Below are 26,993 nucleotides of genomic sequence, written 5' to 3'. Positions count from 1 at the left end.
TATTAGTTATTAATTGTCCAAGAAAGGTAATACTGAGAACCGATAGCTCCAACACCTGGTGCACTTAAATATTCTTGCCCCATTAAGTTAGCTCCTCCCAATTTAAATACAGACTTCCATTCCGGAACACTATAATTTACTTGAGCGTCTATAACTGTTCTTGATCCTATAGTTGCATCTAAGAAAGTAGATTCCCATCTATACTCATCTTGCCATCTTGCATTTACATTAAACCCAAAGTTTTTAAATAAATCTGTTTTACCAAATTGAAGTTTTACTTTATGCTCTGGTGTATTAAAGCCTGCCTCAAAATCTGGGTCTGAAGCTTCATCGAAATCAAATTTAGCATATGTATAATTCAATCCTAGACTAAAACCATCTAATATTTTAGTATTTAATCCAATTGTAGCTCCGTAAGAATTAATGTCAGCTTTCGAGTTTGTATATCCTTGAAAAGCAGTATAATCTCCACCACTTAAAGCCACTAACGCTAACGGTACTTGAGCCCCTCCTGGACCAACAGGTGCAGTTTGAGTAAGTGCAGCATCACCGTAAAAAGGTACTAAAACATTTTGTCCTGCAATAAAATCTTCATAAGAATTATAATACACACTTAAATCTACTGATATTCTTGAGCCTCCGGTTGGTATTAACCCTCTATATCCTATTTCATAAGCTGTAACTTTCTCTGGTTTTACCAAATCAATACTTGCTTTTGTTGGGTTTCCTGCGATTACTGAAGATGCAGAAAAAGAATTCTCATATGCAGATCTACCTGAAACTGATACTGTAGGTGTTCCTGTAAAATTTTGACCTAATCCACTAACCGATAAAGGTGTTGTTGTATATCTGTCTAAATTATCTGGTGCTGAACCTACTAAAAATGCTCTACCAGCATTTAAACCAATATATTGATCTTGTGTTGTTGGGTTTCTAAAACCTGTTTGAAAAGATGCTCTAAAATTTTGGTTTTTATTTTCCCCAGCAGCATATGCTAAAGATATTCTTGGAGAATAGTTTCCGTTGAAATTTTGTGCTTTATCATAACGCACAGATGCTGTAAACTTTAAACGATCATCTTCTAAGAATTTCTTTTGTAATTGGGTATAAACACCATATTCATTGTATTCAATAGGTCCATCATAATCAGTAAATATACTTCCATTAGAATTTAATGAGTATAATCTATAAGACGCTCCCACTTGAATTTCTGCCCAATCTGTAACATCTTGAAAATTATAATTAGCATCTGCATGGTAATATTTAGTCTTATCTTGAAACTTAGAACCTGTTACTAAATCCGGGTCTGAAGTTATTCTATCAAACGCTTCTTGAAAACCAGCTGTTCCTGGTAATAATCTACCTGTTTCTGCTGTTTGTCTTGCTAGTGCATGGGCTTGATCAGAAGTTAAACCACCTAGAGTTCCTGATAAATATGCTCCTGTGTATTCTCCGAACCAAGTATTATCGTCCTTCCAAGATCGATTAATATTAATAGCTGCAAAACGGGTGTCATAAGAATTACCTGCATCTTCACTAGTTAAATACCCTCTAACAAAGAAGTTTTTACCTTTAAACTCTAGTTTATGCTGTTCCATAAAGAAGTTTTTGATGTTGTATCTATTTGTTCCTTGATAGATGGTGTTACCGGTTCCATATTTGGAATTCCAAATAATTTCTAAACGATCATTTCCAAAAGGACGATAATTTAAAGAGGCACCAAACTTTACACTTTTCGCATCATACGTCATTAAATCTCTTTCATCATATCCTGTTCTACTAATATTCTCACTTGGCACTAGAGCTGATGCGCCATTAGGAATTATACCTAAACCTTCTAATGTTTGAGCAACCCCTCTTATATTTGTACTAACTTCATCACCATACACATTAACACCATCATAATTTCTGTCAGAATCTCTATCTCCAGAAATATAAGTACTACCATTTGTATTTCTATAATCTGTAGCGTACCATTCTGTACCATCTAAATATGCCATGGTTGCTTTTACTGCAAACTTATCAGAAAACGCATGCGCCATTCTAATGTTGAAATCCGTATATTCATTGTCCCCAGCTGCTTCTTGACTAGTGATACCTCCTTTTAAAGAAAAACTAATCCCTTGATCATCAAAAGGACTTTTACTGGTCATAAACATAATACCATTAAAAGCATTTGCACCATACAGCGCAGATGATGCTCCTGGCAATAACTCTACTGTTTTTACATCCAGTTCAGACATTCCTAATAAATTACCCAATGCAAAATTTAAAGCTGGAGATGTATTATCCATACCATCTACTAATTGCATAAAACGAGTGTTCGCAAAAGTTGCAAAACCACGCGTGTTAACAGATTTAAAAGTTAAACTATTTGTATTAATATCTACCCCTTTTAAATTCTCTAAACCATCGTAAAAAGTAGGTGCAGATGTGTTTTTAATAGCTCTAGAGTCCATCCTTTCAACAGTAACTGGAGACTCCATGATACGTTCTGGAGTTCTAGATGCTGAAACAACAATTTCATCTAAAGAAGTTTCGTTTTCTGTTAAGTTTACCTCAACTTTTTGATTATTTTTTGTGATTTCAACCTTTTCTGTTTGAAACCCTAACATGGAAATTTCAATTGTAAAAGGTGGTTTGTCTGTTACTTTTAAAACAAAGTTTCCATCAAAATCGGTGTTCGTTCCAACTGCCTTTCTAGAAATTTTGATGCTGGCTCCAGGCAGTGTCTCTCCTGTTTTTGCATCTGTAACGGTACCAGAAACGGTAGTCTGTGCTACCATTGCTAAGCTACCAAAAGCTATAAATGCAATAAGTAAAAAATTTTTTATCATAATTTGAATTATTTGTTAACTTAGATGCAAAGTACAATTTTTTTTGAATTTATAAATATATGAGGGGTAAATTTATCGTTTTAATAAAAATTAATCTTTAATTTTTTGAATATACACTTAAAACCAAATGCATTTATTTTAGTTTTCCCTCTCAGTTATTGTACATTTGTTCCTTAAAAATTTTCTTTTTTTGAAAATAGTACAAAACACTTCTAATTTTTCTGTTAAAGATGAAACTTACGTGACCATTGGCACTTTTGACGGTGTGCATTTTGGGCATCAAAAAATCATTGAAAAATTAGTTAAGGAAGCTAAAAAAGCGAATAAAAAATCTGTGGTGTTAACTTTTTTTCCCCACCCAAGAATGGTGTTGCAAAAAGATGCTTCTTTAAAACTACTTAATACAATTGAAGAAAGAGCAACTTTACTCGAAAAAACAGATTTAGATTATTTAATTATTCACCCGTTTAGCAAAGATTTTTCAAGAATGTCCGCGCTAGAATTTGTGAGAGATATTTTAGTGAAACAACTAAATATTTCTAAGTTAATTATTGGTTATGACCATCACTTTGGAAAAAACAGAGAAGGAAATATTACACAACTTTCAGAGTACAGTCATTTATATGGTTTTAAAGTTGAAGAAATTCCGGCACAGGATATAGATAGTGTTTCTGTAAGCTCTACAAAAGTTAGACGTGCTTTAGCAGCTGGAAACTTAAAAACAGCCAACCATTATTTAGGATATAATTTTATGCTTACTGGTACTGTTGTAAACGGTAAAAAATTAGGTGGAAAAATTGGATACCCAACAGCGAATATAGATGTTAAAGAAACCTATAAATTAATTCCTAAAACTGGGGTTTACGTTGTAAAGTCTTCTATTGGTAGAAAAACTGTTTTTGGAATGATGAACATTGGAAACAGACCGACCATAAATGGAAATCATCAAACCATAGAAATTCATTTTTTCGATTTTAGTAAAGATTTATATCATAAAAATTTAACCATTGAACTTCTTTATTTTTTAAGAGATGAACAAAAATTTGACACTATTGAATTTTTAGTTCATCAACTTAAAAAAGACGAAGAAATTGCAAGAAATTATATCAAAAACAATCTCTAAACCTAAATTGCTAAAGTCTTAATCTTGCTGTATCTTTGTTGCTTACAAAACATGAAAAAATGTTACAAGTACACTTTATTAGAGAAAACAAAGAAACTGTTTTAGCTGGGTTAGCAAAACGTAACTTTGCAAATGCTGAAACCATTATAGAGCAAGTTTTAACTGCTGATGAAAATCGCAGAAAAACGCAAGTTGAATTAGACAATACTTTAGCGGAATCTAATAAAATATCAAAAGAAATTGGAACATTTTTCAAATCTGGAGAAGTACAAAAAGCGAATCTTTTAAAAGAAAAAACAGGCCTGTTAAAAGAAAAAACGAAAGAACTTTCTGAAAGATCAAATGCTTTTGCTGAAGAATTACAGGGGCTTTTGTATCAGATTCCAAATGTTCCTCATGCTTCTGTAAAGTCTGGGAAATCAGAAGAAGATAATGAGAATGTTTTTAGTGAAGGGACAATTCCTGATTTAGGAGAAAACTCACTTCCTCATTGGGAATTAGCTAAGAAATACGATATTATCGATTTTGAATTAGGTACTAAAATTGCGGGTGCTGGTTTTCCTGTTTACAAAGGTAAAGGCGCAAGATTGCAACGTGCTTTAATCAATTATTTTTTAGATAAAAACACACAAGCTGGTTATACCGAAGTTCAAGTTCCACACCTTGTAAATGAAGCTTCTGGAATTGCAACAGGACAATTACCAGACAAAGAAGGGCAAATGTATCATGCAACGGTAGATGACTTATATTTGATTCCTACTGCAGAAGTGCCAATTACAAATATGTTTCGTGGAAATTTAGTACAAGAATCAAATTTTCCAATTAAGATGACAGGTTACACGCCTTGTTTTAGACGTGAAGCTGGAAGTTATGGAGCGCATGTTCGTGGTTTAAACAGATTGCATCAATTTGATAAAGTTGAAATTGTTCGTATAGAACATCCCGAGAATTCTTACCAAGCTTTAGACGGAATGGTAGAACATATTAAAGGTATTTTACGTGAATTAAAATTACCTTATAGAATATTACGTTTGTGCGGCGGAGACACTGGCTTTACATCGGCTTTAACTTTCGATTTTGAATTATTTTCTACAGCTCAAAACAGATGGTTAGAAATTAGTTCTGCATCAAACTTTGAAACTTTTCAGGCAAATAGATTGAAACTTCGTTTTAAAAATAAGCAAGGAAAAAGTGAATTAGCACATACATTAAATGGAAGTTCTTTAGCTTTACCGCGCGTTCTAGCAGGTATTTTAGAGAACTATCAAACTGCTGAAGGAATTAAAATACCAGATGCACTGGTTCCTTATTGTGGATTTAATTTTATTAAATAAACAATTATATAAAAGTAATTAAGTTAGATGTATCTAGTCAATTAATGAATATCTGCAGTCAACCTAGTTTGCTACAATAGCAATCATTAATCTTTTATATTTATTCATTTCTAAAAGGGCATTGAAATAAGCACTAATTTGACCATTTTTCATAAACTCAATGGAGTTTCCTTTTGCGTTTTCGTACTTGTTGGTTAAATCTCTCATAATCTTTTTTTGATTGGTTGTTTTACAATTTAGACAACTTCTGTGCCAAAATGTTACAACAGAACTTTCAAAAATAGATTGCTTTAATAAAGTTTTAACATTTAGGTTGATTATCTTTGAAATTATGAAGCATCTTTTTGTTCTTATTATTCTTTTGATGAGCAACTTTTTAGTTGCCCAAGAATCTGTTCAAAACGATTTTTCCCTAGCTGAAAGCTATTTTAGACAAGGGTCTTATGAAAAAGCAACTCAAATTTATAAGAAATTATATGATAAAAGTGAATTTAACACCACTTTTTTAAAACGATTAATTTCTTGCTATCAGCAAATAGACAGCTTTAAAACTGCAGAAAATTTACTTCAAAAAAGAATTAAAAAAATTACATCTCAAGCTTATTTGTATGTATTCTTAGGATACAATTATGAGCGTCAACAAAAGCAAGAATTTGCAAATACTAATTATCAAATGGCAATTAATTCTTTAGATAAAAATGCAGCTTATGGAGGAAGCATTGGGCGCCTTTTTAAAGAGTACAATTTACTAGACTATGCAATCTTAGCCTATGAAAAAGGAATGCAAAAAAACTCAAATGTAAATTATAATTTTCAAATAGCTCAGATTTATGGGGAACAAGGTGAGTTCAAAAAAATGTTTGAATCGTATATAAATTTGGTTGATAAAAATGCAAATTATTTGAACTTAATCCAAAGATATGCAAGTAAATATATTACTGATGATTCAGAAAATGCAACCAATATTTTATTCAGAAAAACACTTTTAAGAAAGTCTGTAAGTAATCCTAAAAACGAGTGGAATATTTTATTAAGCTGGTTATTTGCGCAACAAAAAGAGTACACAAAAGCACTGATACAAGAAAAAGCACTGTATCAAAGAAACGTGTCAGATTTATCTGCAATTTTTGATTTAGGAAGAATTGCATTTGACCATAATGATTTTAAGGCAGCTGCATTGTGTTTTGATTTTATCAACGAAAAATCATTTTTAAAAGAAGAAAAAATTGATGCTAATTTATACCTTTTAAAGATTGCTGTTGCTACAAAAAACCCAAAAACAACCGAGTTATTTGAATCATTATTCAATGAATTTGGAATTAATACAAGTACAATAAAGGTGCAAGTTGAATATGCCGATTTTTTAACTTTTAGTAAAAACAAACCACAAGAAGCTATTAATGTTTTAGAAAAAGCATTGACTTTTTCTAAAACAAAATTCGACAAAGCAAGAATTAAGCTAAAGCTAGGAGATGTATTAGTTTTTAGGGGAAAATTTAACAAGGCATTGATCTATTTTTCTCAAATTCAAACACAATTAAAAAATCATGAACTGGCGCAACAAGCCCGCTTTAAAGTGGCACAAACAAGTTATTTTAAAGGCGATTTCACCTGGGCTAAAGCACAACTAAAAGTGCTAAAAGGAGCAACAACGCAACTCATTGCAAATGATGCTGTCGCTTTATTTTTAAAAATCACAGATAATGAGCCTGTAGATTCTATTCCTTCTGGGTTAAAACAACTGGCCAAAGCAGAACTATTATCTTATCAGAATAAAAATGTGGAAGCTTTAATCGAATTAGAAAACTTATTTACTTCGAAAAATATTCTTGCCAATGGTCTGGTCCCCGGAGAAGTAATTTATGATGATGTGCTATTTTTTCAAGCAAAGTTATTCATCAAACAAAAAAAATATGAAGAGGCTATTTTCAGTTTAGAAAAAATCATTGCTGCTGATAATCAAGGTTTTTTAACAGATGATGTTTATTATCAAATGGCAGAATTATATAATTACAATTTAAATAATACAGAAAAAGCCAAAGAGTATTACCAAAAGATTATTTTTGATCATTCTTCCAGTATTTATTTAGTGGAAGCCCGAAAAAAATACAGAAATTTAAGAGGAGATACTGTTAATTAACCCGTGCAATCATTTAAAAATGTGACAATAATATTGTTACATTAATTCATTTTTACCTTAATTTATTGAATAATATGTATATATACAACGTAACTATAAATATTGATAATCTTGTTTATAATGATTGGTTAGCTTGGGTGGAAACTCATATTCTTGACGTGTTAAATACGGGTAAATTTACCTCCGCAAAGCTTACGGAAGTTTTGGTTGAAGAAGAAATGGGAGGCAAAACGTACTCCATACAATACAGCGCAAACACAAGAGAAAATTTAGACGATTATTACAAAGAAGATGCTGATAGACTGCGCTCAGAGAGTCTTAAAAAATTTGGAGATAAAATGTTAGCTTTTAGAACAGAATTAAAATTGATAAAAGAGTTTTACCCAACAAATAAAAACTCCTAAAATTAATCCATTTTGATAGGATATTTAGCAGTAATTTTTTAGATATTTTATTTAATTTAAACCTCTCACAATCCAAAAATAATGCCGATTTTTAACTGTACATTTGTGAAGTTATTTGGATTAAAACTAAATTATGTCAGTAAAAGCAAAAAAACATTTAGGTCAACATTTTTTGATAGATGAAAGTATTGCCAAAAACATTGCAGATGCTTTAAAAGGAAATGGATACGAGCATGTTTTAGAAATTGGACCAGGAATGGGTGTTTTAACTAAATACTTATTGCAGAAAAAATCTAAGCTTACTGTTATGGAATTAGACAGAGAATCGGTGGCATATTTGCATGAAACCTTTCCTTTAGAACACATTAAACTCGACACAACAAAGAAGCATTTTGAAATTATTGAAGGTGATTTTTTAAAGAAAAATATTCAAGAAGTTTTCAACAAAGAGCAGGTTGCAATTATTGGTAATTTCCCTTATAATATTTCTACTCAAATTGTTTTTAAAGCTATCGAAAATAGAGAATTTGTACCTGAATTTGCTGGTATGTTTCAAAAGGAAGTAGCAAAAAGAATCGCAGAAAAAGAAGGCAGCAAAGTTTACGGAATTCTTTCTGTTTTAACGCAAGCTTTTTTTGATGTAGAATATTTATTTACAGTGCCTCCAGCAGTTTTTGACCCACCTCCAAAAGTAGATTCTGGAGTAATACGATTTACTAGAAAAGAAAATTACACGTTACCCGTTGATGAAAAATTATTTTTTAGAGTGGTAAAAACTGCCTTTAATCAGCGAAGAAAAATGTTGCGATCTAGTCTAAAATCCTTTAACCTTTCAGATACTTTAAAAGCAGACCCTATATTTACGAAAAGACCAGAACAATTGTCGGTTACGGCCTTTATTTTACTCACGCAAAAAATAGCAGCTCATGGCATTTGAGATTACAAATCAGTTTTTAGAAAAATTAGTTGGTTTTATATACGAAAACAACGATTCTAAAATTAAAAATTTATTTTCAGAGGTTCATTACGCAGATATCGCTGAAGTTTTAGACGAAGTAAGTTTTGATGAAGCTATTTACATCATTAAGCTTTTAGATAGCGAAAAAACATCAGAAATTCTTACAGAGTTAGATGAAGATACTCGTGAAAAAATTCTTGAAAACTTATCAGCAAAAGAAATAGCAGAAGAAATTGAAGAAATGGATTCTGATGATGCAGCAGATATTATTGGCGAACTTTCTGAAGAGCGACAAAACCGTGTAATAAATGCTATAGAAGATAATGAGCTTGCTGCAGATATCAAAGAATTACTTTCTTATAACGATGACTCTGCGGGTTCTTTAATGGCAAAAGAATTGGTAAAAGTATATGAAACATGGACAGTTGCTGGTTGTTTGCGTAGAATTAGAGCCCAAGCTAAAGAGGTAAGTAGAGTGCATTCTATATATGTTGTAGATAAACAAGAAAAATTAATTGGTCGTCTTTCTTTAAAAGATTTAATTGTTGCTAAAAATGAACAAAAAATATCAGAAATTTATATTAATAAGGTAGATTCTGTAAATGTAAATGAAGACGATGAAGAGGTTGCAAAAATTATGGTAAAATATGATTTGGAAGCAATACCTGTTGTAGATGATGCCAATGTTTTATTAGGTAGAATTACAATTGATGACATTGTAGATCTTTTAAAAGAAGAAGCGGATAAAGATTATCAATTAGCAGCTGGTTTAACGCAAGATGTCGATTCTGATGATAGCATCTTAGATTTAACAAGAGCCCGTTTACCGTGGCTTTTCTTAGGTTTAGTTGGTGGAGTAGGTGCTTTTATAATTATGGAAGGTTTTCAAGGTGTATTTACTAAATACGCAACTTTATTCTTTTTTACACCTTTAATTGCTGCAATGGCAGGAAATGTTGGCGTACAATCTTCTGCGATTATTGTGCAGGGGTTAGCAAATGATGATGTAAAAGGTAGTATAAATAGTAGACTTTTTAAAGAAATGCTTTTAGCAGCTTTAAATGGTGTTATTTTGGCGCTCTTTTTATTCCTTTTTGTTTGGATTTATGAAGGCAAAATAGATCTTGCTTTGGCTATTTCTGCCTCCCTTGTGGTTGTTATTATTATTGCAGGTTTAATAGGTACGTTTGTTCCCTTATTTTTAAATAAAAGAGGTATTGACCCAGCAATTGCAACGGGTCCATTTATAACTACAAGCAATGATATTTTTGGAATTTTAATCTACTTTTTGATCGCGAAATTAATTTTAGGGATATAAAAAAACCTTTCTGAATTAACAGAAAGGTCTTCTTCTTTTCACATAATAAATAAGCCCCTAACTCATTTCCGCAATTATTCCCAATTTTATAGAGTCTAATTCAAAACCCTATGCTGCAAAAATACTTGGATTAAAGAGAATAATTATGTAAAAAACCGCAATTAAAAGTGCGGATTTCCGCAAAACGAGTATTAATCTATAATTCCGAGTTCTTTTACCTTTAAAATTAAATCTGTATTATTATTAGCATTTAAATCTGTTCTTAAATTTGCTAATTTTGTTTCGATAGAACGAAGTTTAATTGCAGTTCCGTTATTTTTTTTAATAACTCCCTCTAAATTACTAATTTTAGAATGATTAGGGAGCTCTTTTAATATCTGTATAGCAACATCATCCATTTGTATCTGAACAACATTTCTACGCAATATTTTTTGATGAATTTCGTGGGTATAATAATATTCGTTAGCTAACATTTTTTGAACAGCAAAACCTATTTCTGTAGCACTAGACTTACTTTTTAATAAGTATGAATTTGGATTTAAATTGCTAATTACGTTATATATTCTATTCGTTTCTGTGTGAGCAGTAATTACTCCTATTTTAATATCGAATTCATTATTTCTAATCGCTTTAATCAATTCTTCACCTCCACCTAAATCAGATTCCTCTGTAATATTATCAAAACTTAAATCAGTAAATAAAAGTTGAAAAGGATTACTATTTATATGTGTTTTTATCAAATCAAAAGCAGCATCGCAATTCGTGGTTGTAACCACATCAAAATCTCCTACTTCTTTTAAAGAATTTAAAAACCCTTCTAATACTAATTGATGATCATCTGCAATTAAAATTCTTATTTTATTTTCCATTTTTAGAGATTTCAATTGTTATTTTCGTTCCTTTTTCAATTTCACTTTCTACAGTAAAAACGCCACTAATTTCTTCTATTCTTTCCTTTAAATTCTTTAAACCGATTCCGTTCTTCTTAGCGTTAACCTCAAAACCCTTTCCGTTATCGGAAATAATTAAAACAATTGATTTTTTAGTTTCCTTAAAACTTAAAATTAAAACCGAAGCTTCTGCGTGTTTTTTAGCGTTTTGAATAATTTCTCTTATGGTTAAAAATAGGGTTCTTTTAATTGAATTATTAATAGTTTTCCATTCAATAGTGTCAATTTCTTCTACTTTAATTCTAAAACTAACTTCAAAATATTCTGAGATTAGATTAATTATTTGATCTTTAAAAGAAACTTCATTAAAGCTTTCACTACTTATTTGATGTGATAAATTTCGTACATTTTCATTAATAATATCTAAACTTTTTGCGTCTTCTAATTGATTGGTTTTGGACAATTTTAAATGCAACATTCTAATATCACCAGCAACTTCATCATGTAAAGATTTTGCAATTTGTTGTCGTTCTGTTTCTCTAACTTCTACTTGTTTTAATTGGGCTTCAAAAAGCATTTTCTTTCTTCTACTTAACACAAGACTTCCTCCAAAACCTATAAACAAAATACTAATCCCAGCAATTAACCACCCAATTATTTTATGTTGCTTCTCTGTTACTAATTCTAATTCTCTTTTGGAGTTTTCTTGCTTTAAACTAGCGTTTTCTCTATCTTTTTTTTCAGCTTCATATTGCACATTCGCAAACTGATTTTTTAAAGATCTTTCTCTTTTAAAAAGACTATCGCTTAATATAAAATGTTCTTGTAGCAATAACCTTCCTTTTTCTCCCTTTTCTAATTTAGACAACAAAAGAAGGTTTTCTAAAATATAAAAATTGTACTGCATTTTTTTTGCCTTTTCTAAGCCAATATTACTGTGAAATATTGCTTTTTTAGTCTCATTATTGGCGACATAGGCATCCGCTAAACCCGAATGAGTAACAACTAAACCTCTTTCATACTTTCTATTTTGTCTAGATTTTAAAACTTCTGAATATTCTTTGATCGCTAGTTTAATATTTCCCAACATAAGATGATTAAACGCGATCCCTCCTAAAGCTACTTCATACCTTTGAATACTATTCAACATAATACTGTCAGTAGACAAACTTTTCTTATAATATTCTAATGCCCTTGTGTAATTTCCCTCAGATGTATAGGTGTCTGCTAAATTATTGTATAATCTAGCCTTTTGATATTTAATTTTTGTATCTGCAAAATTAGCATATCCTCGCGCCTTTTGAAGTTCAAGTTTTTCTAAAGAACTTCTCTTTTGAAGTTCAAAAAATATTAAAAATTTTTTTCTAGCTTCTTTTTGCCTTCCGCTCCTATGTAGAGCATTCCCCAATCTTTCATATAAAAAACCCGTATAAAAAACCTCTTTAAGAGGCTCCACAAAACGTAATCCTTCAATAATAGAAATTTCACTACCCAAATAATCTCTCTCATCATACTGAATAGCCGCCATAGAAAGCAATCTTTTTGTTACTTCAAGAGAATCTTTTAATTGAGTAGAAATATTTTTAGATTTATTGTAATAATAAAAAGCACTATCTTGTTTTAATTTGACCTTAAAAAAAAGACCTTTGCAATAATACTGTTGAGCTAAAGCGGAAGAATCTCTCGTTCTAATATAAAATTCATGCAATTTTCTTTCACTTAAAGATAAATTCGCAAGATCTTTATTAAGAAAGCTTTTAACAGCAAAAGAGCTATATGTCCTCTTCAATAAAGAATCTCCTTTAATTTTTTCCGCTAATAAAAATGCTTTTTGAGGTAAATGAGGTTGTTTCGTTTTCTTATATTGATTTAACAAGAAAGTAATAGAGTCAATGCTATTGTCAAAGTCTTTCTCTTGCGAAAAAACAGAAAAACTTACCAAGAAGAATAAAAAGAGGAGCTTTGTTTGTCCATAAAATAAATAATTAGTTTTGATGATGAGTTTATGGTTGCTCATCAGCTTAAAAAAATTATAACTTATTATTAAACTGTCTTTTTCTAATTTCATTTAAATAGCTTTTTTTGCATAAAAATAAAAAAATAGAATTAAAAACCCGTTTTTTTGTTACATTTTCTGAAATAAATCCCATAAAACAATCCCTGTGGTTACAGAGATGTTTAGTGAGTGTTTTGTGCCTAATTGCGGAATTTCAATACACCAATCAGCAGCATCAACTACTTCTTGCTGAACACCTTTTACTTCATTTCCCATCACAACTGCATATTTCTCGTTTTCCTCAGGAAAAAAAGTATGCAGTTTTGTGCTGTTTTCTGCTTGTTCAATAGCTAAAATCTTCACCTTATCTTTCTTTAATTTTTCAATCAATGTTAAGGTGTCTTCAACATATTCCCAGGCTACAGATTCTGTTGCTCCTAAAGCTGTTTTATGAATATCTTTGTTTGGTGGTGTTGCACAAATACCACACAGGTATATTTTTTCTATCAAAAAAGCATCCGAAGTTCTGAAAACAGAACCAATATTATTTAAACTTCTAATATTATCTAAAACGACAATTAATGGCGTTTTTTTCATAGTTTTAAAGGCGTCAACTGTAATTCTGCCTAACTCGTTATTTTTAAGTTTTCTCATAATTTGTGGATAATTCACTAACAACTAAAAATGAACAACTAATCACTTTTTTCTATCTTAGCAAAACTAATTGAAAATTTCCAAAAACTTGGCAAAATCTAACCCTAAAAAGGTAACTCCTTTAATGAAGCAATACAATGCTATCAAGACAAAATATCCTGATGCAATGTTACTTTTTCGTGTCGGAGATTTTTATGAAACTTTTGGTGAAGATGCTAAAAAAGCGGCTGGAGTTTTAGGGATTACACTAACGAAACGTGGTGCAGGAAGTGAAACAGAAACCGCTTTGGCAGGTTTTCCTCATCATTCTCTAAACACGTATTTACCTAAATTGGTAAAAGCAGGAATGCGTGTTGCTATTTGTGATCAGTTAGAAGACCCTAAAATGACCAAAACAATTGTAAAACGTGGTGTAACAGAATTAATTACTCCTGGAGTTTCTTTAAATGATGAAGTTTTACAAAGCAAAACCAATAACTTTTTAGCAGCCGTTCATTTTAATAAAAAACAACTTGGAATTTCATTTCTTGATGTTTCTACTGGTGAATATTTGGTAGCACAGGGAAATTCAGAATACATTGATAAATTATTGCAGAATTTTAACCCGAGTGAAGTACTGGTTCAAAAGCATAATAAGCAGCAGTTTTTAGAACTTTTTGAAAACAGGTATTATACCTTTTATTTAGATGATTGGGTTTTTCAACCTGAATATGCAAACGAAACTTTACAAAATCATTTTGAAGTCAAAAACTTAAAAGGTTTTGGAATTCAAGATCTTAAAAACGGAATTATTGCTGCTGGTGCCGTAATGTATTATTTATCGGAAACACAACACAAGCAATTAAAACACATTCAATCTATAAGCAGAATTGCAGAAGATAATTATGTTTGGATGGATCGTTTTACAGTTCGAAATTTAGAGTTATACAACCCGAATTCTATAAATGCCGTCACACTTTTAGATGTTATTGATAAAACCATATCACCAATGGGTGGAAGGTTACTAAAGCGATGGCTGGCGCTTCCTTTAAAAAATATAGATGAAATTAAAAACCGCCACGAATTGGTGAAGTTTTTTATAGATTCTGATGATTTTTCGCAGATCGTAACATATCAATTAAAACAAATATCAGACTTAGAAAGATTAATTTCTAAAGTTGCTACCGGTAAAGCTTCACCAAGAGAAATTGTTTTGTTAAAAGACTCTTTAAAAGCAATTTTACCCATAAAAACCGCCGCAGAAAAGAGTGCCAATAAAACAGTCAAAGAACTTGGAAATCAACTGCATACTTGTACTGATTTAATCACTAAAATTTCTGAAACTTTATTTGACAATGCTCCGGTAAACATCAATAAAGGAAATGCCATTGCAGCGTGTGTTCATCAAGAGTTAGATGATTTACGGGCCATTTCATCTACTGGAAAACAGTATTTAGATGATATGTTGGCGCGTGAAACAGAAAGAACAGGCATCTCAAGTTTAAAAATTTCGTTCAATAATGTTTTTGGCTACTACATAGAGGTTCGAAATACCCATAAAGACAAAGTTCCTGAAGAATGGATTCGTAAACAAACCCTAGTAAGTGCAGAACGCTATATTACTGAAGAACTGAAAGAATATGAAACTAAAATTTTGGGTGCTGAAGAGAAAATACAGAAATTAGAGCAAGAAATTTTTTCTAAATTATTGCAATATATCATTCAATTTGTACCAATTGTGCAAGAAAATGCGCAAATTATCGCCAAAATTGACTGTTTATTGTCTTTTTCGGTTTTAGCGATCGAGAACAATTATGTGCGCCCGCAAATGGATGAAAGTACTGTTCTAGAAATTAAAAACGGAAGACATCCTGTTATAGAAAAGCAATTACCAATTAGCGAAGAATATATTGCAAATGACGTTGTATTGAATAGAAATCAGCAACAAATAATTATGATTACAGGGCCAAATATGTCTGGTAAATCTGCTATTTTACGACAAACTGCATTGATTGTTTTACTCGCTCAAATGGGAAGCTATGTACCCGCTCAAAATGCAAGAATTGGTATTGTCGATAAGATTTTTACTAGAGTTGGTGCAAGTGATAATATTTCTATGGGTGAATCTACTTTTATGGTAGAAATGAACGAAACAGCTTCTATTTTAAATAATCTTTCTGAACGCAGTTTGGTGCTTTTAGATGAAATTGGTCGTGGAACTTCCACTTACGACGGAATTTCAATCGCTTGGGCAATTTCAGAGTTTTTACATGAGCATCCATCAAAAGCAAAAACATTGTTTGCTACTCATTATCATGAGTTAAATGAAATGACCGCTACTTTTAAACGGATTAAAAACTTTAACGTCTCTGTTAAAGAATTGGAAAACACCATTATTTTTCTTCGTAAACTGGTTTCTGGTGGGTCTAATCACAGCTTTGGTATCCATGTAGCAAAACTTGCAGGGATGCCCAATATGGTCATTCATAGAGCGAATAAAATTTTAGCGCAATTAGAGAAAAATAATAAAAGTTCAGAAACTAAAGAGGTTTTAAAACAAGCACAACATGAAGAAATGCAACTCAGCTTTTTTCAATTAGATGATCCTTTACTAGAAAATATTAAGGAAGAAATTTTAGCTACTAATATTGATACATTAACACCTATTGAAGCGCTCATGAAATTGAATGAGATTAAGAGGATGTTGATTAAAAAGTAAAGTTTTTATTAATAGATTCTCATTTTGACTAAGGTCTAAGTTCATAAATGAAAATGAATCAAAGAAGAATCAATTAGGTCTTGCAAATATGCACAGAATAAACAATGCACAGATAAAGTTTTATGGACTCCGAAACTATTTAAACAACCTTTTCTGGCAAAAATTACGATACTTCGACCATTATTATTTAACATAAATAGAACAAAAGAAATATTTTTTATCCTCAGGCAACCTTTTGCACAACTTTTGCGTCTTTATAAATAGAAGACATTAAAAATCCATTTTTTGAAAGTTTTAAAATTATATAATAACGAAGCACAGCTTATTTATAAAGCGTCTAAAAACCATCGTGATGCGCAGCATGCTTTATATAAAGCTCATGCTCCCAAAATGCTGAGTGTTTGCAGATACTACATAAAAGATACACAACAAGCTGAGGAGGCACTTTTAAATGGTTTTTTTAAAGTTTTTAAGCAGATAAAGAGTTTTAAATCTGAAGGGAGCTTTGAGGGTTGGATACGACAAATTATGGTACATGAATCTATTTCTCTTCTTAGAAAAAAAAAGCAGCTTGAATTTTCAGCGGATGACATGGAGCTATATGATAAACCAATTAATTCTGATACTGCAGAATTAGATCTCGAAAAAATTCAATTATTAATAAATAATCTTCCTGAAGGCTATCGAATAATCTTTATAATGCATGCTGTAGAAGGGTATAAACATCGTGAAATTTCAACATTACTCGGTATTTCTGAAAGCACCTCAAAATCACAATTATTTAAAGCTAGAAAGCTTTTGCAAAAACAGGTTAAACAATTAAATAAAACCAGTTATGGAACTAATTAAATTTGAAGAACAAGTAAAGAATAAGCTGGAGCAACGGAGAATTCACCCAAGTTCTGATGCATGGAACAAGCTTACTGATAGGCTAGATGCTAATCAAGAAAAACAAAAAAATAATCGTTTGTGGTGGCAAGCTATTGCAGCAATATTTATTGGGGCAATATTTTCTTTATCCTTTGTTTTTACTTCAGAATCTAATATAGTAGCGCCTGTAATTGTTGATGTAAAAAAACAACCAGCAATTAAACTTGAGGAACCGATACTGAAAAATAATCTAGAAGAAGAAGTTTTAATAGCGTTAGAAAAGCCCGTTAGAAAAGAAATTAGTTCACCAAAAAAAGCTCCAGTGAGAAAAAAGATTAGAGAAGTTATTTCTTTGAATGAAACACACTTAAATTCAAAAATATTAGAAAATAAAATAGCTGAAAAGAGTTATGAAGATGCAAGTTTTCAGGCACAAAAAACGAATGAAGGCATAGCGCAACTTAAACAGCCTACAATTGAAAAAACAGCGGTTACAAATGAAGAAATTACAATACTACTAGAGGCAGCAAAAAAAACAATTGCAATGCAAAAAACAATGGATGTGTCAATAAAAACTGTGGATGCCGATGCTTTACTGTGGTCCGTTGAAAATAATTTAAATCCGTCTTTAAAAGATAAAGTTTTTAGCGCCATTAAATCAGGATATGAATCTGTAACCGTCGCCTTTATAAAACGAAAGAATGAACAATAAATTAAAAAAACACTTATGAAAACAATTACAAAATACCTATCAATAATAGTCTTATGCTTTCTTTTTACCGTTACACAAGCTCAAGAAAAGCAATTAGATTCTGTGAGAACAAATTACAAAGAGTTAGAAATTAAAAAATTAATAAAAAGTAAAAAAACTGTTGAATTAAAGGAACGCGAATTTTTAAAGCAAGATATTACCGCTATTAATACTCGTTTAAATACCGGTGAAATAACTTTATCTCGAGCAAATAATTTAAAAAAGGAAGCTGCTAAAAAAAGAGCTTTAAATATAGAAAATCACATAGCAATTATCGACAATGAAATTGCTTTGTGGAATCGTAATGATAAATTTTATCAATTAGATATTAGAAGTGAAGGAGATCGTAAGATGATAAGAATAGGGTCCGGATCCAAAGAAAATTCTGGTGATAAGTTAATTTTTATTGGAAAAGAATCTAAGGATGCCAAAAAAAAGTATGATAAACGGACGTACAATGATCTTGTTTTTGCTTTTGGTTTTAACAATGCATTAATAGAAGGTCAGAGTTTAGATAATTCACCCTACAAGATAGGTGGTTCAGGCTTTATTGAATTGGGTTATGACTGGAAAAGAAGAATTTTTAAAGATTCTAACTTTTGGAGATTAAAATATGGTTTTTCATTTCAATGGAACAAATTTGATCTTAAAGACAACAAATTTCTAGTAAATACAGACGGTATAATTTCTCTAGAAGAATTTCCTGCAGAATTAGACAAAGCAAAATTTAGAACCACAAACTTGGTATTCCCTTTCCATATAGAATTTGGACCTTCTAATAAAATTGATAAGAAAAAGTTCTTCAGATACTCCAACTATAAAAAGCTAAGAGTAGGCTTAGGTGCTTATGCGGGTTTTAATATAGGCAGCATGCAAAAATTAAAATACAAGGAGGGTGGCAATAAAATAAAAGACAAAAAACACAGAGACTTTGAAGTAAGTGATTTAGTATATGGTTTAAGTGGATATCTTGGTGTGGGTTCTAGCGCTTTATATATAAAGTATGATTTATCTCCAGTTTTTAAAAACCAATCTAAAAAACAAAACAATATCTCTGTCGGTTTAAGAATTGATTTAGACTAGATTTATTTTTTTATCTAACTCAATCTTCAAGATTTTGAATTGCATCGTTAAATGAAATAATTTGGTAAAAAAACTCCAAAAGCTAATGTCGCTTTTGGAGTTTTAAAAATGTTTTTTAAATAGATCTTTTCATTTCTAATAAATTGTTGGTAGCATATACATAACTATTGTAAATAGATTCAAATGAAATTAATTCCTTAAAGCTATAAGGTGCATTTTCTGAGTCTCCAATAATTTTGTCCCCATTTTTTAATACAAAAGTTTGAAAAACTTTTTCAGATGTATTTTGTTGGATAGCAATAGCACCTTTAAACTTATTAATCTGAATGTTTTCAGAAGCTAATAAATTCTTTATCCCTGATACTTTATCCAAAAAAAATATTTTCGCATTAATATTATTAGCTCCCCTAACCTTTTTTACAAGATTAGCTTCTACATAAAACATATATTTTGAAGATGGCCTGCATTCGTATTTCTGCTTAGAAAGAATATTAATTACATTTATTTCTTCTAAATTTGGTTTAATATCTGCAGAATTGATTTCTTTTTTAACAAAAGAAAAAAGAGTTAATAATAAGACAAATAATACTGTGATTTTTTTTAGGGGATTCATTGCAACAAAATTAAAACTATTTCTCCTAAATTATATGATTAATGAATACTTGTCAATCCTCAAGAACCATGAAATTTTCACCTCCTTATAAACAAGGAAGCACCTCCATGTTTATAGGGATATAAAAACAATAAATAGCTGACTATTAGGTTTTTAAAAAATAAAATTTTTTATAATGAACCTCCTTTTTAAGCCGATGTCTAACATATCTACACACCCTCAAACGTCGATTCAAATATTTCTAAAACAGAGAACTGGTTAAAAAAGGTTTTGATGAACATTTCTGATTAACTCCAAAATAGCCTGCATTTACTCTTTTATTTCAATGTTAGATGCCTTAAAATGATTATTCACAAGCCTAAATACTAACATTTTTCTAGAAACCGAACTTTTGAGAGTTTATGATTCCCCTTGTACATTTTTATTAAAACGCACACAGTAGAATTGGGTGTAAATCAAAAACATGAATTCCTGTAAATTGCTATTTTGACTTCCAAAGATTTATATCAGATAAAAAATAGGATAATTAACCAAGAGTAAATAGTGTTTTTTTAGTGGTAAAATGTTTTTAAAGTTCTAGTTTACAATTTACAAAAAAATAAAATTGACAAGTTTTTATCACATATAATATTTACCTTTGTAAAAGTATGAACTCAACTTTTTTATTTATTAGTGGTCCAGAAATTATGGTAATTATGTTAATTCTCGTTATGGTTTTTGGTGCAGATAAGATTCCTGAAATCGCAAGAGGCTTAGGAAAAGGAATGCGTCAAGTAAAAGATGCTACAAATGATATTAAGAAAGAGATTAATGATAGTGCAGAGTCTCCAGATTTAGATACAAATATTAGCAAAGACATTCATAAAGAAATAAATAAAGTTAAAGATCATATTGATGATTTAACAGGTCCAATTAAAAGACTCTGATAAAAATTTATATTTTATTTATTTAAATAAAGTACAGACTACACTCTTTAAGCGAAAGAGTTAAAATCTTAAAATTTATAACTCATTCTAACTTATTTTACTCTGCTAATTGTTAATCCATCTCTTATGGGAAGTAGAACGGTTTCAATTCTATCATCAGAATTTAATAATTTATTGTATTCTAAAAGTGCCCTTGTATCTATATCTTTAGGGCTTAATTCTTCCACCACTTTACCACTCCAAAGCACATTATCAGACAATATAATTCCTCCAGGATTCATTTTATGAATCATTAAGTAAAAGTAATTTACGTAGTTAGATTTGTCTGCATCAATAAATACTAAATCAAATTTTTTGTCAATTTTTGGAATAATTTCTAAAGCATTACCAACCTTTTGTTCAATTTGATTTCTAAAACCAGATTTTTCAAAATATTTATTTTGTAAAGTCTCTAGTTCTTCGTTTTTATCAATCGTTATAATTTTTCCTGTAGAAGGTAATCCTTCTGCTAAACAAAGCGCGGAATAACCAGTATAAGTACCAATTTCTAATATAGTTTTAGGTTGAATTAACTTAGAAATCATAGATAAAACCCTGCCTTGAAAAGCGCCACTTAACATTCTAGGGTTCAATACTTTTTGCCAAGTCTCTTTGCTTAACTCTTGTAGAATCTTAGGTTCTTGCTGTGAATGATTTACAACGTAATTATCTATTAGCTCTGGTAAAAAATGCATCTTTTTAAAGATTTAAAATTATTTATTAACCTGTATTTCAAAAATACAAAAAACGGAATCTATATTTCTATAAATTCCGTTTCAATCTAACAAAAAATCAAAAATACGGTTTTGAGAAAACCGAAAAAACAAATTATACCTTAAACTCTTGTAATTGTTTTTTTAATACTTCTTTATCTGCTTGAGAAAGATTGTTCATTTTACCTTTGCAATCTAGAGCTTGTATTTTAAATAAACCTGACATTCTTTTATTTTGTTTTGTGTAAAGTCTACAAATTTTACAACTTAAAAAATGTAGGTTTAACTTAATTTTTTCGAAAAAAGAAGCTTCTTTGTACTGACTTCTGTCACAAATGGTTGTTGCTTCATTGCAAGTTATGTGTAGTTTTTTAAACATCTCTTAATTATTAAACCAATTCTCTTCCATGCATTTTCTTAGCTGAGTTCTAGCTCTATGTATTATAACCCATAAATTTGACGTTGTAATATTCAACTCCTTACAAATTTCTTCAGTTTCAAACTCTTGAATGGTTTTCATTCTAAAAACCAAACCATATTTCTCGGGCAAATTATCTATACAAATTTCTAATTGAGTTTTTAACTCTTGGTTTTCTATTGCTTTTTCAGAGGCATTATCCCAACTTTGTGGAACACGTTCTTCAATCCAACTTCCTTCATTTTCTCCATTATCATAAAAATTCATTCTAACTTCTGCTTGTCCTTTTTTAGAATTAATCTTCCTGTAATGATCTATTACCTTTCTTTTTAAAATAGATACCAACCAAGTTCTTTCTGTAGATTTTCCTTGAAAATTTTTAGCAGATTTTAGGCCTGCAAAAAACGTTTCTTGCACTAAATCCTTGGCTAAGTCTCCATCATTAACACGCACAACAGCATAATTAAACAAGTAATCTGCGTAATTATCTATCCATTTATCAGAATTTAAAGTGATTTTTTCTTGAAGCATTTTCTAATTTAGAAATCAAATATAAAACTATTTTTTATCTTTTAACGCTTTACAATTACCTCCTCTTCTCACATTTCTAAATATATAATTACCTACTAGTCTTCTAATATTAAAACATTAAAAAAGCTTCAAACACTTTATTATAATGTTTTGTGGAGGTATCGTTAAAATAGACAGCCTAATGTAAATTCCTAAAGCAACTAAAAATATGATAATTCTCGAAAACATTGTGTAATTTTAAAAACATAACATCAAAAAATCATCCTCAAAAAGAATCCAATTAACTTGACGAAATATTAACTAGTAAAATATCTATTGATATTTCTTACTTTTACCACACTCAATAAATTAAAATATGTCTGTAGCAAAAAAACAGTACAAAAGAATTACCGTAAAATCTTTGGTAGAAATGAAAGCGAATGGAGAGAAAATATCCATGTTAACTGCTTACGATTATACGATGGCAAAAATTTTAGACAAAGCTGGTTTAGATGTACTTTTAGTAGGTGATTCAGCATCAAATGTTATGGCCGGACATGAAACTACTTTACCTATTACCTTAGATCAAATGATTTATCATGCAAGCTCGGTTGTTAGAGCAATTGAGCGCTGTTTAGTTGTGGTAGATTTGCCGTTTGGGAGTTATCAATCTGACCCAAAAGAAGCTTTACGTTCTGCCATTAGAATAATGAAAGAATCTGGCGGTCATTCTATAAAATTAGAAGGAGGAAGAGAGGTTAAAGAATCTATTAAACGTATTTTAAATGCAGGAATTCCAGTAATGGGTCATTTAGGTTTAACTCCACAATCTATCTATAAATTCGGAACATACACCGTTAGAGCAAAAGAAGAAGAAGAGGCAGAGCAATTAATGGAAGACGCTTTAATGCTAGAAAGGATTGGTTGTTTTGCAATCGTTTTAGAAAAAGTCCCTGCTGATTTAGCAAAAAAAGTTGCAGAAGCTATATCTATTCCTGTCATCGGAATTGGGGCGGGAAATGGAGTTGACGGCCAAGTTTTAGTAACCCATGATATGTTGGGAATGACCCACGAATTCAATCCACGTTTTTTAAGAAGATATCTAGATTTATTCGTTGATATGACAGGAGCATTTGAGCAATATGTTACAGATGTAAAAAGCAAAGATTTCCCGAGTGATAAAGAGCAATACTAAATTTTAGTAAATATCATTTTTGAAAATTAACGAAAAAATAACTGAATTTATAAAATTTGCAGCTATCACAGATTTATTTTTTATATCAATTGTTGCAATTATAAAGTTAAAGAAACACTAAGCACGTAATTTTTCACTTATGAAAATTCTACACGTCGACAAAAACCATTCTCTTTTATTAAATCAACTTAATGATTTAGGGTTTATAAATGATGAAGATTATACCTCTTCAAAAAAGGAAATTGAAGCTAAAATTCATTTGTATGAAGGTTTGATTATAAGAAGCCGGTTTTCTATTGATAAAGCCTTCTTAGACAAAGCAACAAACTTAAAATTTATTGGTCGAGTTGGTGCCGGTTTAGAAAATATACAATGTAATTATGCAACCACTAAAAACATCCAATTAATCGCTGCTCCAGAAGGAAATAGAAACGCAGTTGGTGAACATTGTTTAGGAATGTTGTTGTCCCTTTTTAACAAACTCAATAAAGCAGACAAAGAAGTTAGAATCGGAAAATGGTTGCGGGAAGAGAATAGAGGAATTGAACTGAATGGAAAAACCGTTGGCTTAATTGGTTACGGAAATATGGGTAAATCATTCGCAAAAAAACTCCGTGGTTTTGATGTTGAAGTAATCTGTTATGATATAAAACCATATGTTGGAGATGAGAACTGCAAGCAGGTTTCCTTGCCAGAGTTGCAGGAAAAAGTAGATGTTTTAAGTTTACATACCCCACAAAACAAACTCTCGACAAACATGGTTAATGTTGGTTTTATCAATGATTTTAAAAAGAATTTTTGGCTGATAAATACTGCACGTGGAGCATCGGTAGTTACTAAAGATCTTGTTGAAGCTTTAAAATCAGGTAAAATATTAGGTGCTGGTTTAGATGTTTTAGAATATGAAAAAGCATCTTTTGAAAACCTTTTTACTGTTAATAATGTGCCTGAGGCTTTTAAATATTTAATCAATTCCCAAAATGTAATATTGTCTCCGCATGTTGCAGGTTGGACTATTGAAAGCAAAGAAAAATTGGCACAAACTATTGTGGATAAAATTAAAGCAAAATTTTATTAACTTGTTGGCTTTAAATCATCCATAAAAATCAGAAAAGATGACTTACGAAGCAAATACACCTGAAGAATATATTGAACAATTACCAGAAGACAGAAAACAGGCCGTTCAAAAGATTAGGGCAGTCATCAAAAAAAATCTTCCAAAAGGTTTTGAAGAAGGTATCAATTATAAAATGTTAGGTTTTTATGTTCCTCATTCTAAATTTCCTGAAGGATATCATTGTGATCCAAAATTACCATTACCCTTTATAAATCTAGCTTCACAAAAAAATTCTGTAAATTTATATCATATGGGAATTTACGCGAAAAAAGAACTTTTAGATTGGTTTGTAAAAGAATATACAAAGTATTGTAAATACAAATTAGATATGGGAAAAAGTTGCATTCGTTTTAAAAAAATGGATGATATTCCTTTTGACCTAATTGGGGAACTTGCCAGTAAAATGACTGTAAATGAATGGATTAACACATATAATAGTGCAATTAAAAAATAATACCTTATGAAAAATGGAGTTACAGGAATTGGTGGTTTATTTTTTAAGAGTGAAAACCCTAAAGCATCCAAAGAATGGTACCGAAAACATTTAGGCTTTAATACAGATGATTATGGTTGTACTTTTTGGTCGAAAGATGTAGCTGGAAATGATTGCGCAACACAATGGAGTCCTTTTGAAGAAAAAACGGATTATTTTGAACCTTCAAAAAAAGACTTTATGTTTAATTATAGGGTTAAAAACTTAGTTGATTTATTAGTCGAACTTGAAAAAGAAGGTGTTACCATTATAGGAGAAATACAAGAATTTGAATATGGTAAATTCGGTTGGGTTTTAGACAACGAAGGAAACAAAATTGAACTTTGGGAACCTATCGATTCAGTTTTTAAATAAAAACAGGGAATTATAATTCTAACTAAGAAAAAATCAAATCCCTTATTTCAAAAATTGTTGAGCAGATAGAACTTCCTTAATAAACATTTAACAAACGAAAAGAAACAAATAAAAACTTTAAATTAATGAAACTACTTTCTAACTACCCATCAGAGGTTTTAATACTTCTATTTTTAATAGTAACTTTTTTACAATCTGGAATTGACAAATTACTAGATTGGAAAGGAAATATTTCTTTTATCACAGGGCACTTCAAAAATTCACCATTAAAAAATGGTGTTCCCTTATTGCTCGCCATTATTTTAATTTTAGAAATAGTTGCTGGGTTTTTAATGCTATTCGGTGTTTATCAATTATACACTTCTGGATTAAAAGAAATTGCTTTATTGGGAATAGAGCTTTGTGCCGTCACTTTAATTTTTTTGTTAATAGGACAACGTCTAGCAAAAGATTATGCAGGAGCAATGAGTTTAGCAGTCTATTTTATCATTACACTATTGGGTGTTTATTTACTAAATAGTTAAAACTTATTATTTACTACATCAGCCATAAGTATATTCTATAAGAAAACCTCTTAAAACAGTTGTTTTAAGAGGTTTTCTTTTTTTTTAAAGGTATTCTGTTGTTATTAAGCAATGCTTAAAGCTTACCCTTTTTAAAATCGATTTTTACTACTTTTTAAGTATATAAATCAAAGATGAATACTCTGTTGTTCTTTTTGCTTTTAAATTTGAAACAAAACCTCTGTAAAAAGATTTTATAGGATTCATTTTTCCAGATTTATATTTCTCACTTAAAAGAGAAACATAATATGCATCAAATTTCATTGGAAGTGTTTTTTCAACCATCATATTAACTGCAGAAAATAATTTAGCAATAGATTCTTGAGAGAAATGCCACAAGTGTCTTGGTACATCAAAAGCGGCCCAAAACTCTTTGTAATAATTGGCATCATCACTTTTAAAGTTAGGCACTGCAATTATTAGTTTTCCATGATCAGCAAGCATGTTCTTTAAAATTGAAATGTACTCTGATAAATTTTCGACATGCTCTAAAACATGCCAAAGGGTTATTATTTCAAACTTATGACCTATAAGTTTTGATAAATCTTTTTGAAGTACAATTCCTTTTTTAGCTGCAATATTTCTTGCACCAGCATCTGGTTCTGTTCCAAAAACATTCCATGAACTGCTTTTACAAACTTTTAAAAAATCGCCTGTTCCTGCTCCAACATCTAAAATGTTTTTTTCAGGCCTAGATAAACTATCTTGATGAAGAAGACATTTACTTATTAATTTTAGCTTCCTTTTTAAGGTGATGTTTTTTACAGATTGATACACTTTATCAAATAATGATTTTTTAGAATCAGTGTGCGATATATAATCTTCACTTTTGTAGTATTTTTCTATATTTTCTGGGATAGGTTTTGTAACCAACATATCATACTCATCATTTAGCATTAGCTGGTAAACTTCAGCTGAAACTGTATGGTCTTTGCATTCTAAAAAAGGTTGAAGATTATTATAAAAATCGATATCTTTTGACATAAAAAACTGAAT

Annotated in this window: 26 protein-coding genes; 16 read left to right on the top strand and 10 right to left on the bottom strand. The window is 30.4% G+C overall.

Annotated elements, in window-relative coordinates:
* Window positions 1-2: 2 nt before the first annotated feature.
* Window positions 3-2,837, bottom strand: a complete 2,835-nt coding sequence (locus BLT88_RS00840; RefSeq protein WP_091952372.1) for a TonB-dependent receptor — start codon at window positions 2,835-2,837, stop codon at window positions 3-5.
* A 190-nt stretch (window positions 2,838-3,027) separates the two neighbouring features.
* Between BLT88_RS00840 and BLT88_RS00835 the strand changes: the two genes are divergently transcribed.
* Window positions 3,028-3,960: a bifunctional riboflavin kinase/FAD synthetase gene (locus BLT88_RS00835; protein ID WP_091952370.1), complete on the top strand. Its 933-nt coding sequence runs from the start codon at window positions 3,028-3,030 to the stop codon at window positions 3,958-3,960.
* A gap of 59 nt (window positions 3,961-4,019) precedes the next feature.
* Window positions 4,020-5,294 (top strand): serine--tRNA ligase, encoded by a 1,275-nt coding sequence (serS, locus tag BLT88_RS00830; protein WP_091952368.1) that lies wholly within the window; start codon window positions 4,020-4,022, stop codon window positions 5,292-5,294.
* Between the two features lie 63 nt (window positions 5,295-5,357).
* Here serS and BLT88_RS14195 read toward each other — a convergent pair whose 3' ends face one another.
* A complete protein-coding gene (locus tag BLT88_RS14195; RefSeq protein WP_172824221.1) occupies window positions 5,358-5,501 on the bottom strand; it encodes a hypothetical protein in 144 nt (47 codons plus the stop codon).
* Between the two features lie 157 nt (window positions 5,502-5,658).
* Here BLT88_RS14195 and BLT88_RS00825 point away from each other — a divergent pair, with 157 nt between their 5' ends.
* The 4 genes from BLT88_RS00825 to mgtE all read left to right on the top strand — a co-directional run bounded on the left by BLT88_RS00825 (window position 5,659) and on the right by mgtE (window position 10,114).
* The gene (locus BLT88_RS00825; RefSeq protein WP_231960032.1) at window positions 5,659-7,434 is read left to right on the top strand and encodes a tetratricopeptide repeat protein; all 1,776 of its coding nucleotides are present in this window, start codon (window positions 5,659-5,661) and stop codon (window positions 7,432-7,434) included.
* 74 nt (window positions 7,435-7,508) lie between these two features.
* Window positions 7,509-7,838, top strand: coding sequence for a DUF4286 family protein (locus tag BLT88_RS00820; protein WP_091952365.1), 330 nt, complete (start codon window positions 7,509-7,511; stop codon window positions 7,836-7,838).
* A 133-nt stretch (window positions 7,839-7,971) separates the two neighbouring features.
* A complete protein-coding gene (gene rsmA, locus BLT88_RS00815; protein WP_036784500.1) occupies window positions 7,972-8,775 on the top strand; it encodes a 16S rRNA (adenine(1518)-N(6)/adenine(1519)-N(6))-dimethyltransferase RsmA in 804 nt (267 codons plus the stop codon).
* On the top strand, window positions 8,765-10,114 hold the full coding sequence (gene mgtE, locus BLT88_RS00810; RefSeq protein WP_091952363.1) for a magnesium transporter: 1,350 nt from the start codon (window positions 8,765-8,767) through the stop codon (window positions 10,112-10,114). Before rsmA ends, mgtE begins: the two co-directional genes overlap by 11 nt.
* Before the next feature lie 191 nt (window positions 10,115-10,305).
* Here the strand turns inward: mgtE and BLT88_RS00805 are convergent, their stop codons facing one another.
* From BLT88_RS00805 to BLT88_RS00795, 3 genes are read right to left on the bottom strand one after another with little or no spacing between them, the layout of a single operon-like run.
* A complete protein-coding gene (locus BLT88_RS00805; protein ID WP_091952362.1) occupies window positions 10,306-10,983 on the bottom strand; it encodes a response regulator in 678 nt (225 codons plus the stop codon).
* A complete protein-coding gene (locus BLT88_RS00800; protein WP_091952360.1) occupies window positions 10,973-13,072 on the bottom strand; it encodes a tetratricopeptide repeat-containing sensor histidine kinase in 2,100 nt (699 codons plus the stop codon). The genes BLT88_RS00805 and BLT88_RS00800 overlap by 11 nt, the downstream gene beginning before the upstream one ends.
* A gap of 57 nt (window positions 13,073-13,129) precedes the next feature.
* Window positions 13,130-13,654 (bottom strand): RNA methyltransferase, encoded by a 525-nt coding sequence (locus BLT88_RS00795; protein ID WP_036784509.1) that lies wholly within the window; start codon window positions 13,652-13,654, stop codon window positions 13,130-13,132.
* Between the two features lie 88 nt (window positions 13,655-13,742).
* On the opposite strand from BLT88_RS00795, the gene mutS reads away from it, so the two are divergent.
* From mutS to BLT88_RS00775, 4 genes are all read left to right on the top strand, one after another.
* A complete protein-coding gene (gene mutS, locus BLT88_RS00790) occupies window positions 13,743-16,352 on the top strand; it encodes a DNA mismatch repair protein MutS (protein WP_091955589.1) in 2,610 nt (869 codons plus the stop codon).
* A 285-nt stretch (window positions 16,353-16,637) separates the two neighbouring features.
* Entirely contained in the window at window positions 16,638-17,201 is a 564-nt protein-coding gene (locus BLT88_RS00785; RefSeq protein WP_091952359.1) for an RNA polymerase sigma factor, read from the top strand.
* Window positions 17,188-17,934 (top strand): hypothetical protein, encoded by a 747-nt coding sequence (locus BLT88_RS00780; protein WP_091952357.1) that lies wholly within the window; start codon window positions 17,188-17,190, stop codon window positions 17,932-17,934. The genes BLT88_RS00785 and BLT88_RS00780 overlap by 14 nt, the downstream gene beginning before the upstream one ends.
* A 15-nt stretch (window positions 17,935-17,949) precedes the next feature.
* Entirely contained in the window at window positions 17,950-19,056 is a 1,107-nt protein-coding gene (locus tag BLT88_RS00775; protein WP_091952355.1) for a hypothetical protein, read from the top strand.
* A gap of 115 nt (window positions 19,057-19,171) precedes the next feature.
* Here BLT88_RS00775 and BLT88_RS00770 read toward each other — a convergent pair whose 3' ends face one another.
* Window positions 19,172-19,669 carry a hypothetical protein gene (locus BLT88_RS00770; RefSeq protein ID WP_091952353.1) on the bottom strand — a complete coding sequence of 166 codons (498 nt, stop codon included), beginning with the start codon at window positions 19,667-19,669 and terminating at the stop codon, window positions 19,172-19,174.
* A gap of 647 nt (window positions 19,670-20,316) precedes the next feature.
* Between BLT88_RS00770 and BLT88_RS00765 the strand changes: the two genes are divergently transcribed.
* Window positions 20,317-20,595 carry a twin-arginine translocase TatA/TatE family subunit gene (locus tag BLT88_RS00765; protein ID WP_091952352.1) on the top strand — a complete coding sequence of 93 codons (279 nt, stop codon included), beginning with the start codon at window positions 20,317-20,319 and terminating at the stop codon, window positions 20,593-20,595.
* 92 nt (window positions 20,596-20,687) lie between these two features.
* Here the strand turns inward: BLT88_RS00765 and BLT88_RS00760 are convergent, their stop codons facing one another.
* The 3 genes from BLT88_RS00760 to BLT88_RS00750 form a co-directional block, all read right to left on the bottom strand.
* The gene (locus BLT88_RS00760; protein WP_091952350.1) at window positions 20,688-21,329 is read right to left on the bottom strand and encodes an O-methyltransferase; all 642 of its coding nucleotides are present in this window, start codon (window positions 21,327-21,329) and stop codon (window positions 20,688-20,690) included.
* Between the two features lie 133 nt (window positions 21,330-21,462).
* A complete protein-coding gene (locus tag BLT88_RS00755; protein WP_091952348.1) occupies window positions 21,463-21,726 on the bottom strand; it encodes a hypothetical protein in 264 nt (87 codons plus the stop codon).
* 3 nt (window positions 21,727-21,729) lie between these two features.
* Window positions 21,730-22,296, bottom strand: a complete 567-nt coding sequence (locus tag BLT88_RS00750) for a sigma-70 family RNA polymerase sigma factor (RefSeq protein ID WP_036784527.1) — start codon at window positions 22,294-22,296, stop codon at window positions 21,730-21,732.
* A 355-nt stretch (window positions 22,297-22,651) separates the two neighbouring features.
* Between BLT88_RS00750 and panB the strand changes: the two genes are divergently transcribed.
* From panB to BLT88_RS00725, 5 genes are all read left to right on the top strand, one after another.
* Complete coding sequence (gene panB / locus BLT88_RS00745; protein ID WP_036784530.1) at window positions 22,652-23,470, top strand: 3-methyl-2-oxobutanoate hydroxymethyltransferase; 819 nt, start codon at window positions 22,652-22,654, stop codon at window positions 23,468-23,470.
* A gap of 139 nt (window positions 23,471-23,609) precedes the next feature.
* Window positions 23,610-24,548 carry a 2-hydroxyacid dehydrogenase gene (locus BLT88_RS00740; RefSeq protein ID WP_091952347.1) on the top strand — a complete coding sequence of 313 codons (939 nt, stop codon included), beginning with the start codon at window positions 23,610-23,612 and terminating at the stop codon, window positions 24,546-24,548.
* 37 nt (window positions 24,549-24,585) lie between these two features.
* Window positions 24,586-25,041, top strand: coding sequence for a DUF1801 domain-containing protein (locus tag BLT88_RS00735; RefSeq protein ID WP_091952345.1), 456 nt, complete (start codon window positions 24,586-24,588; stop codon window positions 25,039-25,041).
* Between the two features lie 6 nt (window positions 25,042-25,047).
* Window positions 25,048-25,434: a VOC family protein gene (locus BLT88_RS00730; protein WP_091952344.1), complete on the top strand. Its 387-nt coding sequence runs from the start codon at window positions 25,048-25,050 to the stop codon at window positions 25,432-25,434.
* 125 nt (window positions 25,435-25,559) lie between these two features.
* Window positions 25,560-25,958 (top strand): DoxX family membrane protein, encoded by a 399-nt coding sequence (locus BLT88_RS00725; protein WP_091952342.1) that lies wholly within the window; start codon window positions 25,560-25,562, stop codon window positions 25,956-25,958.
* 147 nt (window positions 25,959-26,105) lie between these two features.
* Here the strand turns inward: BLT88_RS00725 and BLT88_RS00720 are convergent, their stop codons facing one another.
* The gene (locus BLT88_RS00720; protein WP_091952341.1) at window positions 26,106-26,981 is read right to left on the bottom strand and encodes a class I SAM-dependent methyltransferase; all 876 of its coding nucleotides are present in this window, start codon (window positions 26,979-26,981) and stop codon (window positions 26,106-26,108) included.
* Window positions 26,982-26,993: the final 12 nt, after the last annotated feature.

This window comes from Polaribacter sp. Hel1_33_78, assembly GCF_900106075.1.
In the GTDB taxonomy this organism is placed as follows: Bacteria; Bacteroidota; Bacteroidia; order Flavobacteriales; family Flavobacteriaceae; genus Polaribacter.
Note: the sequence above shows the minus strand (reverse complement) of the source record. Positions and strands in the feature narration are given on the sequence as shown.

Coding starts and splice junctions, on each gene's coding strand:
- BLT88_RS00840 (WP_091952372.1), bottom strand. CDS start 2,837: ATGATAAAAAATTTTTTACTTATTGCATTTATAGCTTTTGGTAGCTTA.
- serS (WP_091952368.1), top strand. CDS start 4,020: ATGTTACAAGTACACTTTATTAGAGAAAACAAAGAAACTGTTTTAGCT.
- BLT88_RS14195 (WP_172824221.1), bottom strand. CDS start 5,501: ATGAGAGATTTAACCAACAAGTACGAAAACGCAAAAGGAAACTCCATT.
- BLT88_RS00825 (WP_231960032.1), top strand. CDS start 5,659: ATGAGCAACTTTTTAGTTGCCCAAGAATCTGTTCAAAACGATTTTTCC.
- BLT88_RS00820 (WP_091952365.1), top strand. CDS start 7,509: ATGTATATATACAACGTAACTATAAATATTGATAATCTTGTTTATAAT.
- rsmA (WP_036784500.1), top strand. CDS start 7,972: ATGTCAGTAAAAGCAAAAAAACATTTAGGTCAACATTTTTTGATAGAT.
- mgtE (WP_091952363.1), top strand. CDS start 8,765: ATGGCATTTGAGATTACAAATCAGTTTTTAGAAAAATTAGTTGGTTTT.
- BLT88_RS00805 (WP_091952362.1), bottom strand. CDS start 10,983: ATGGAAAATAAAATAAGAATTTTAATTGCAGATGATCATCAATTAGTA.
- BLT88_RS00800 (WP_091952360.1), bottom strand. CDS start 13,072: ATGAAATTAGAAAAAGACAGTTTAATAATAAGTTATAATTTTTTTAAG.
- BLT88_RS00795 (WP_036784509.1), bottom strand. CDS start 13,654: ATGAGAAAACTTAAAAATAACGAGTTAGGCAGAATTACAGTTGACGCC.
- BLT88_RS00780 (WP_091952357.1), top strand. CDS start 17,188: ATGGAACTAATTAAATTTGAAGAACAAGTAAAGAATAAGCTGGAGCAA.
- BLT88_RS00775 (WP_091952355.1), top strand. CDS start 17,950: ATGAAAACAATTACAAAATACCTATCAATAATAGTCTTATGCTTTCTT.
- BLT88_RS00770 (WP_091952353.1), bottom strand. CDS start 19,669: ATGAATCCCCTAAAAAAAATCACAGTATTATTTGTCTTATTATTAACT.
- BLT88_RS00765 (WP_091952352.1), top strand. CDS start 20,317: ATGAACTCAACTTTTTTATTTATTAGTGGTCCAGAAATTATGGTAATT.
- BLT88_RS00760 (WP_091952350.1), bottom strand. CDS start 21,329: ATGCATTTTTTACCAGAGCTAATAGATAATTACGTTGTAAATCATTCA.
- BLT88_RS00755 (WP_091952348.1), bottom strand. CDS start 21,726: ATGTTTAAAAAACTACACATAACTTGCAATGAAGCAACAACCATTTGT.
- BLT88_RS00750 (WP_036784527.1), bottom strand. CDS start 22,296: ATGCTTCAAGAAAAAATCACTTTAAATTCTGATAAATGGATAGATAAT.
- panB (WP_036784530.1), top strand. CDS start 22,652: ATGTCTGTAGCAAAAAAACAGTACAAAAGAATTACCGTAAAATCTTTG.
- BLT88_RS00740 (WP_091952347.1), top strand. CDS start 23,610: ATGAAAATTCTACACGTCGACAAAAACCATTCTCTTTTATTAAATCAA.
- BLT88_RS00735 (WP_091952345.1), top strand. CDS start 24,586: ATGACTTACGAAGCAAATACACCTGAAGAATATATTGAACAATTACCA.
- BLT88_RS00730 (WP_091952344.1), top strand. CDS start 25,048: ATGAAAAATGGAGTTACAGGAATTGGTGGTTTATTTTTTAAGAGTGAA.
- BLT88_RS00725 (WP_091952342.1), top strand. CDS start 25,560: ATGAAACTACTTTCTAACTACCCATCAGAGGTTTTAATACTTCTATTT.
- BLT88_RS00720 (WP_091952341.1), bottom strand. CDS start 26,981: ATGTCAAAAGATATCGATTTTTATAATAATCTTCAACCTTTTTTAGAA.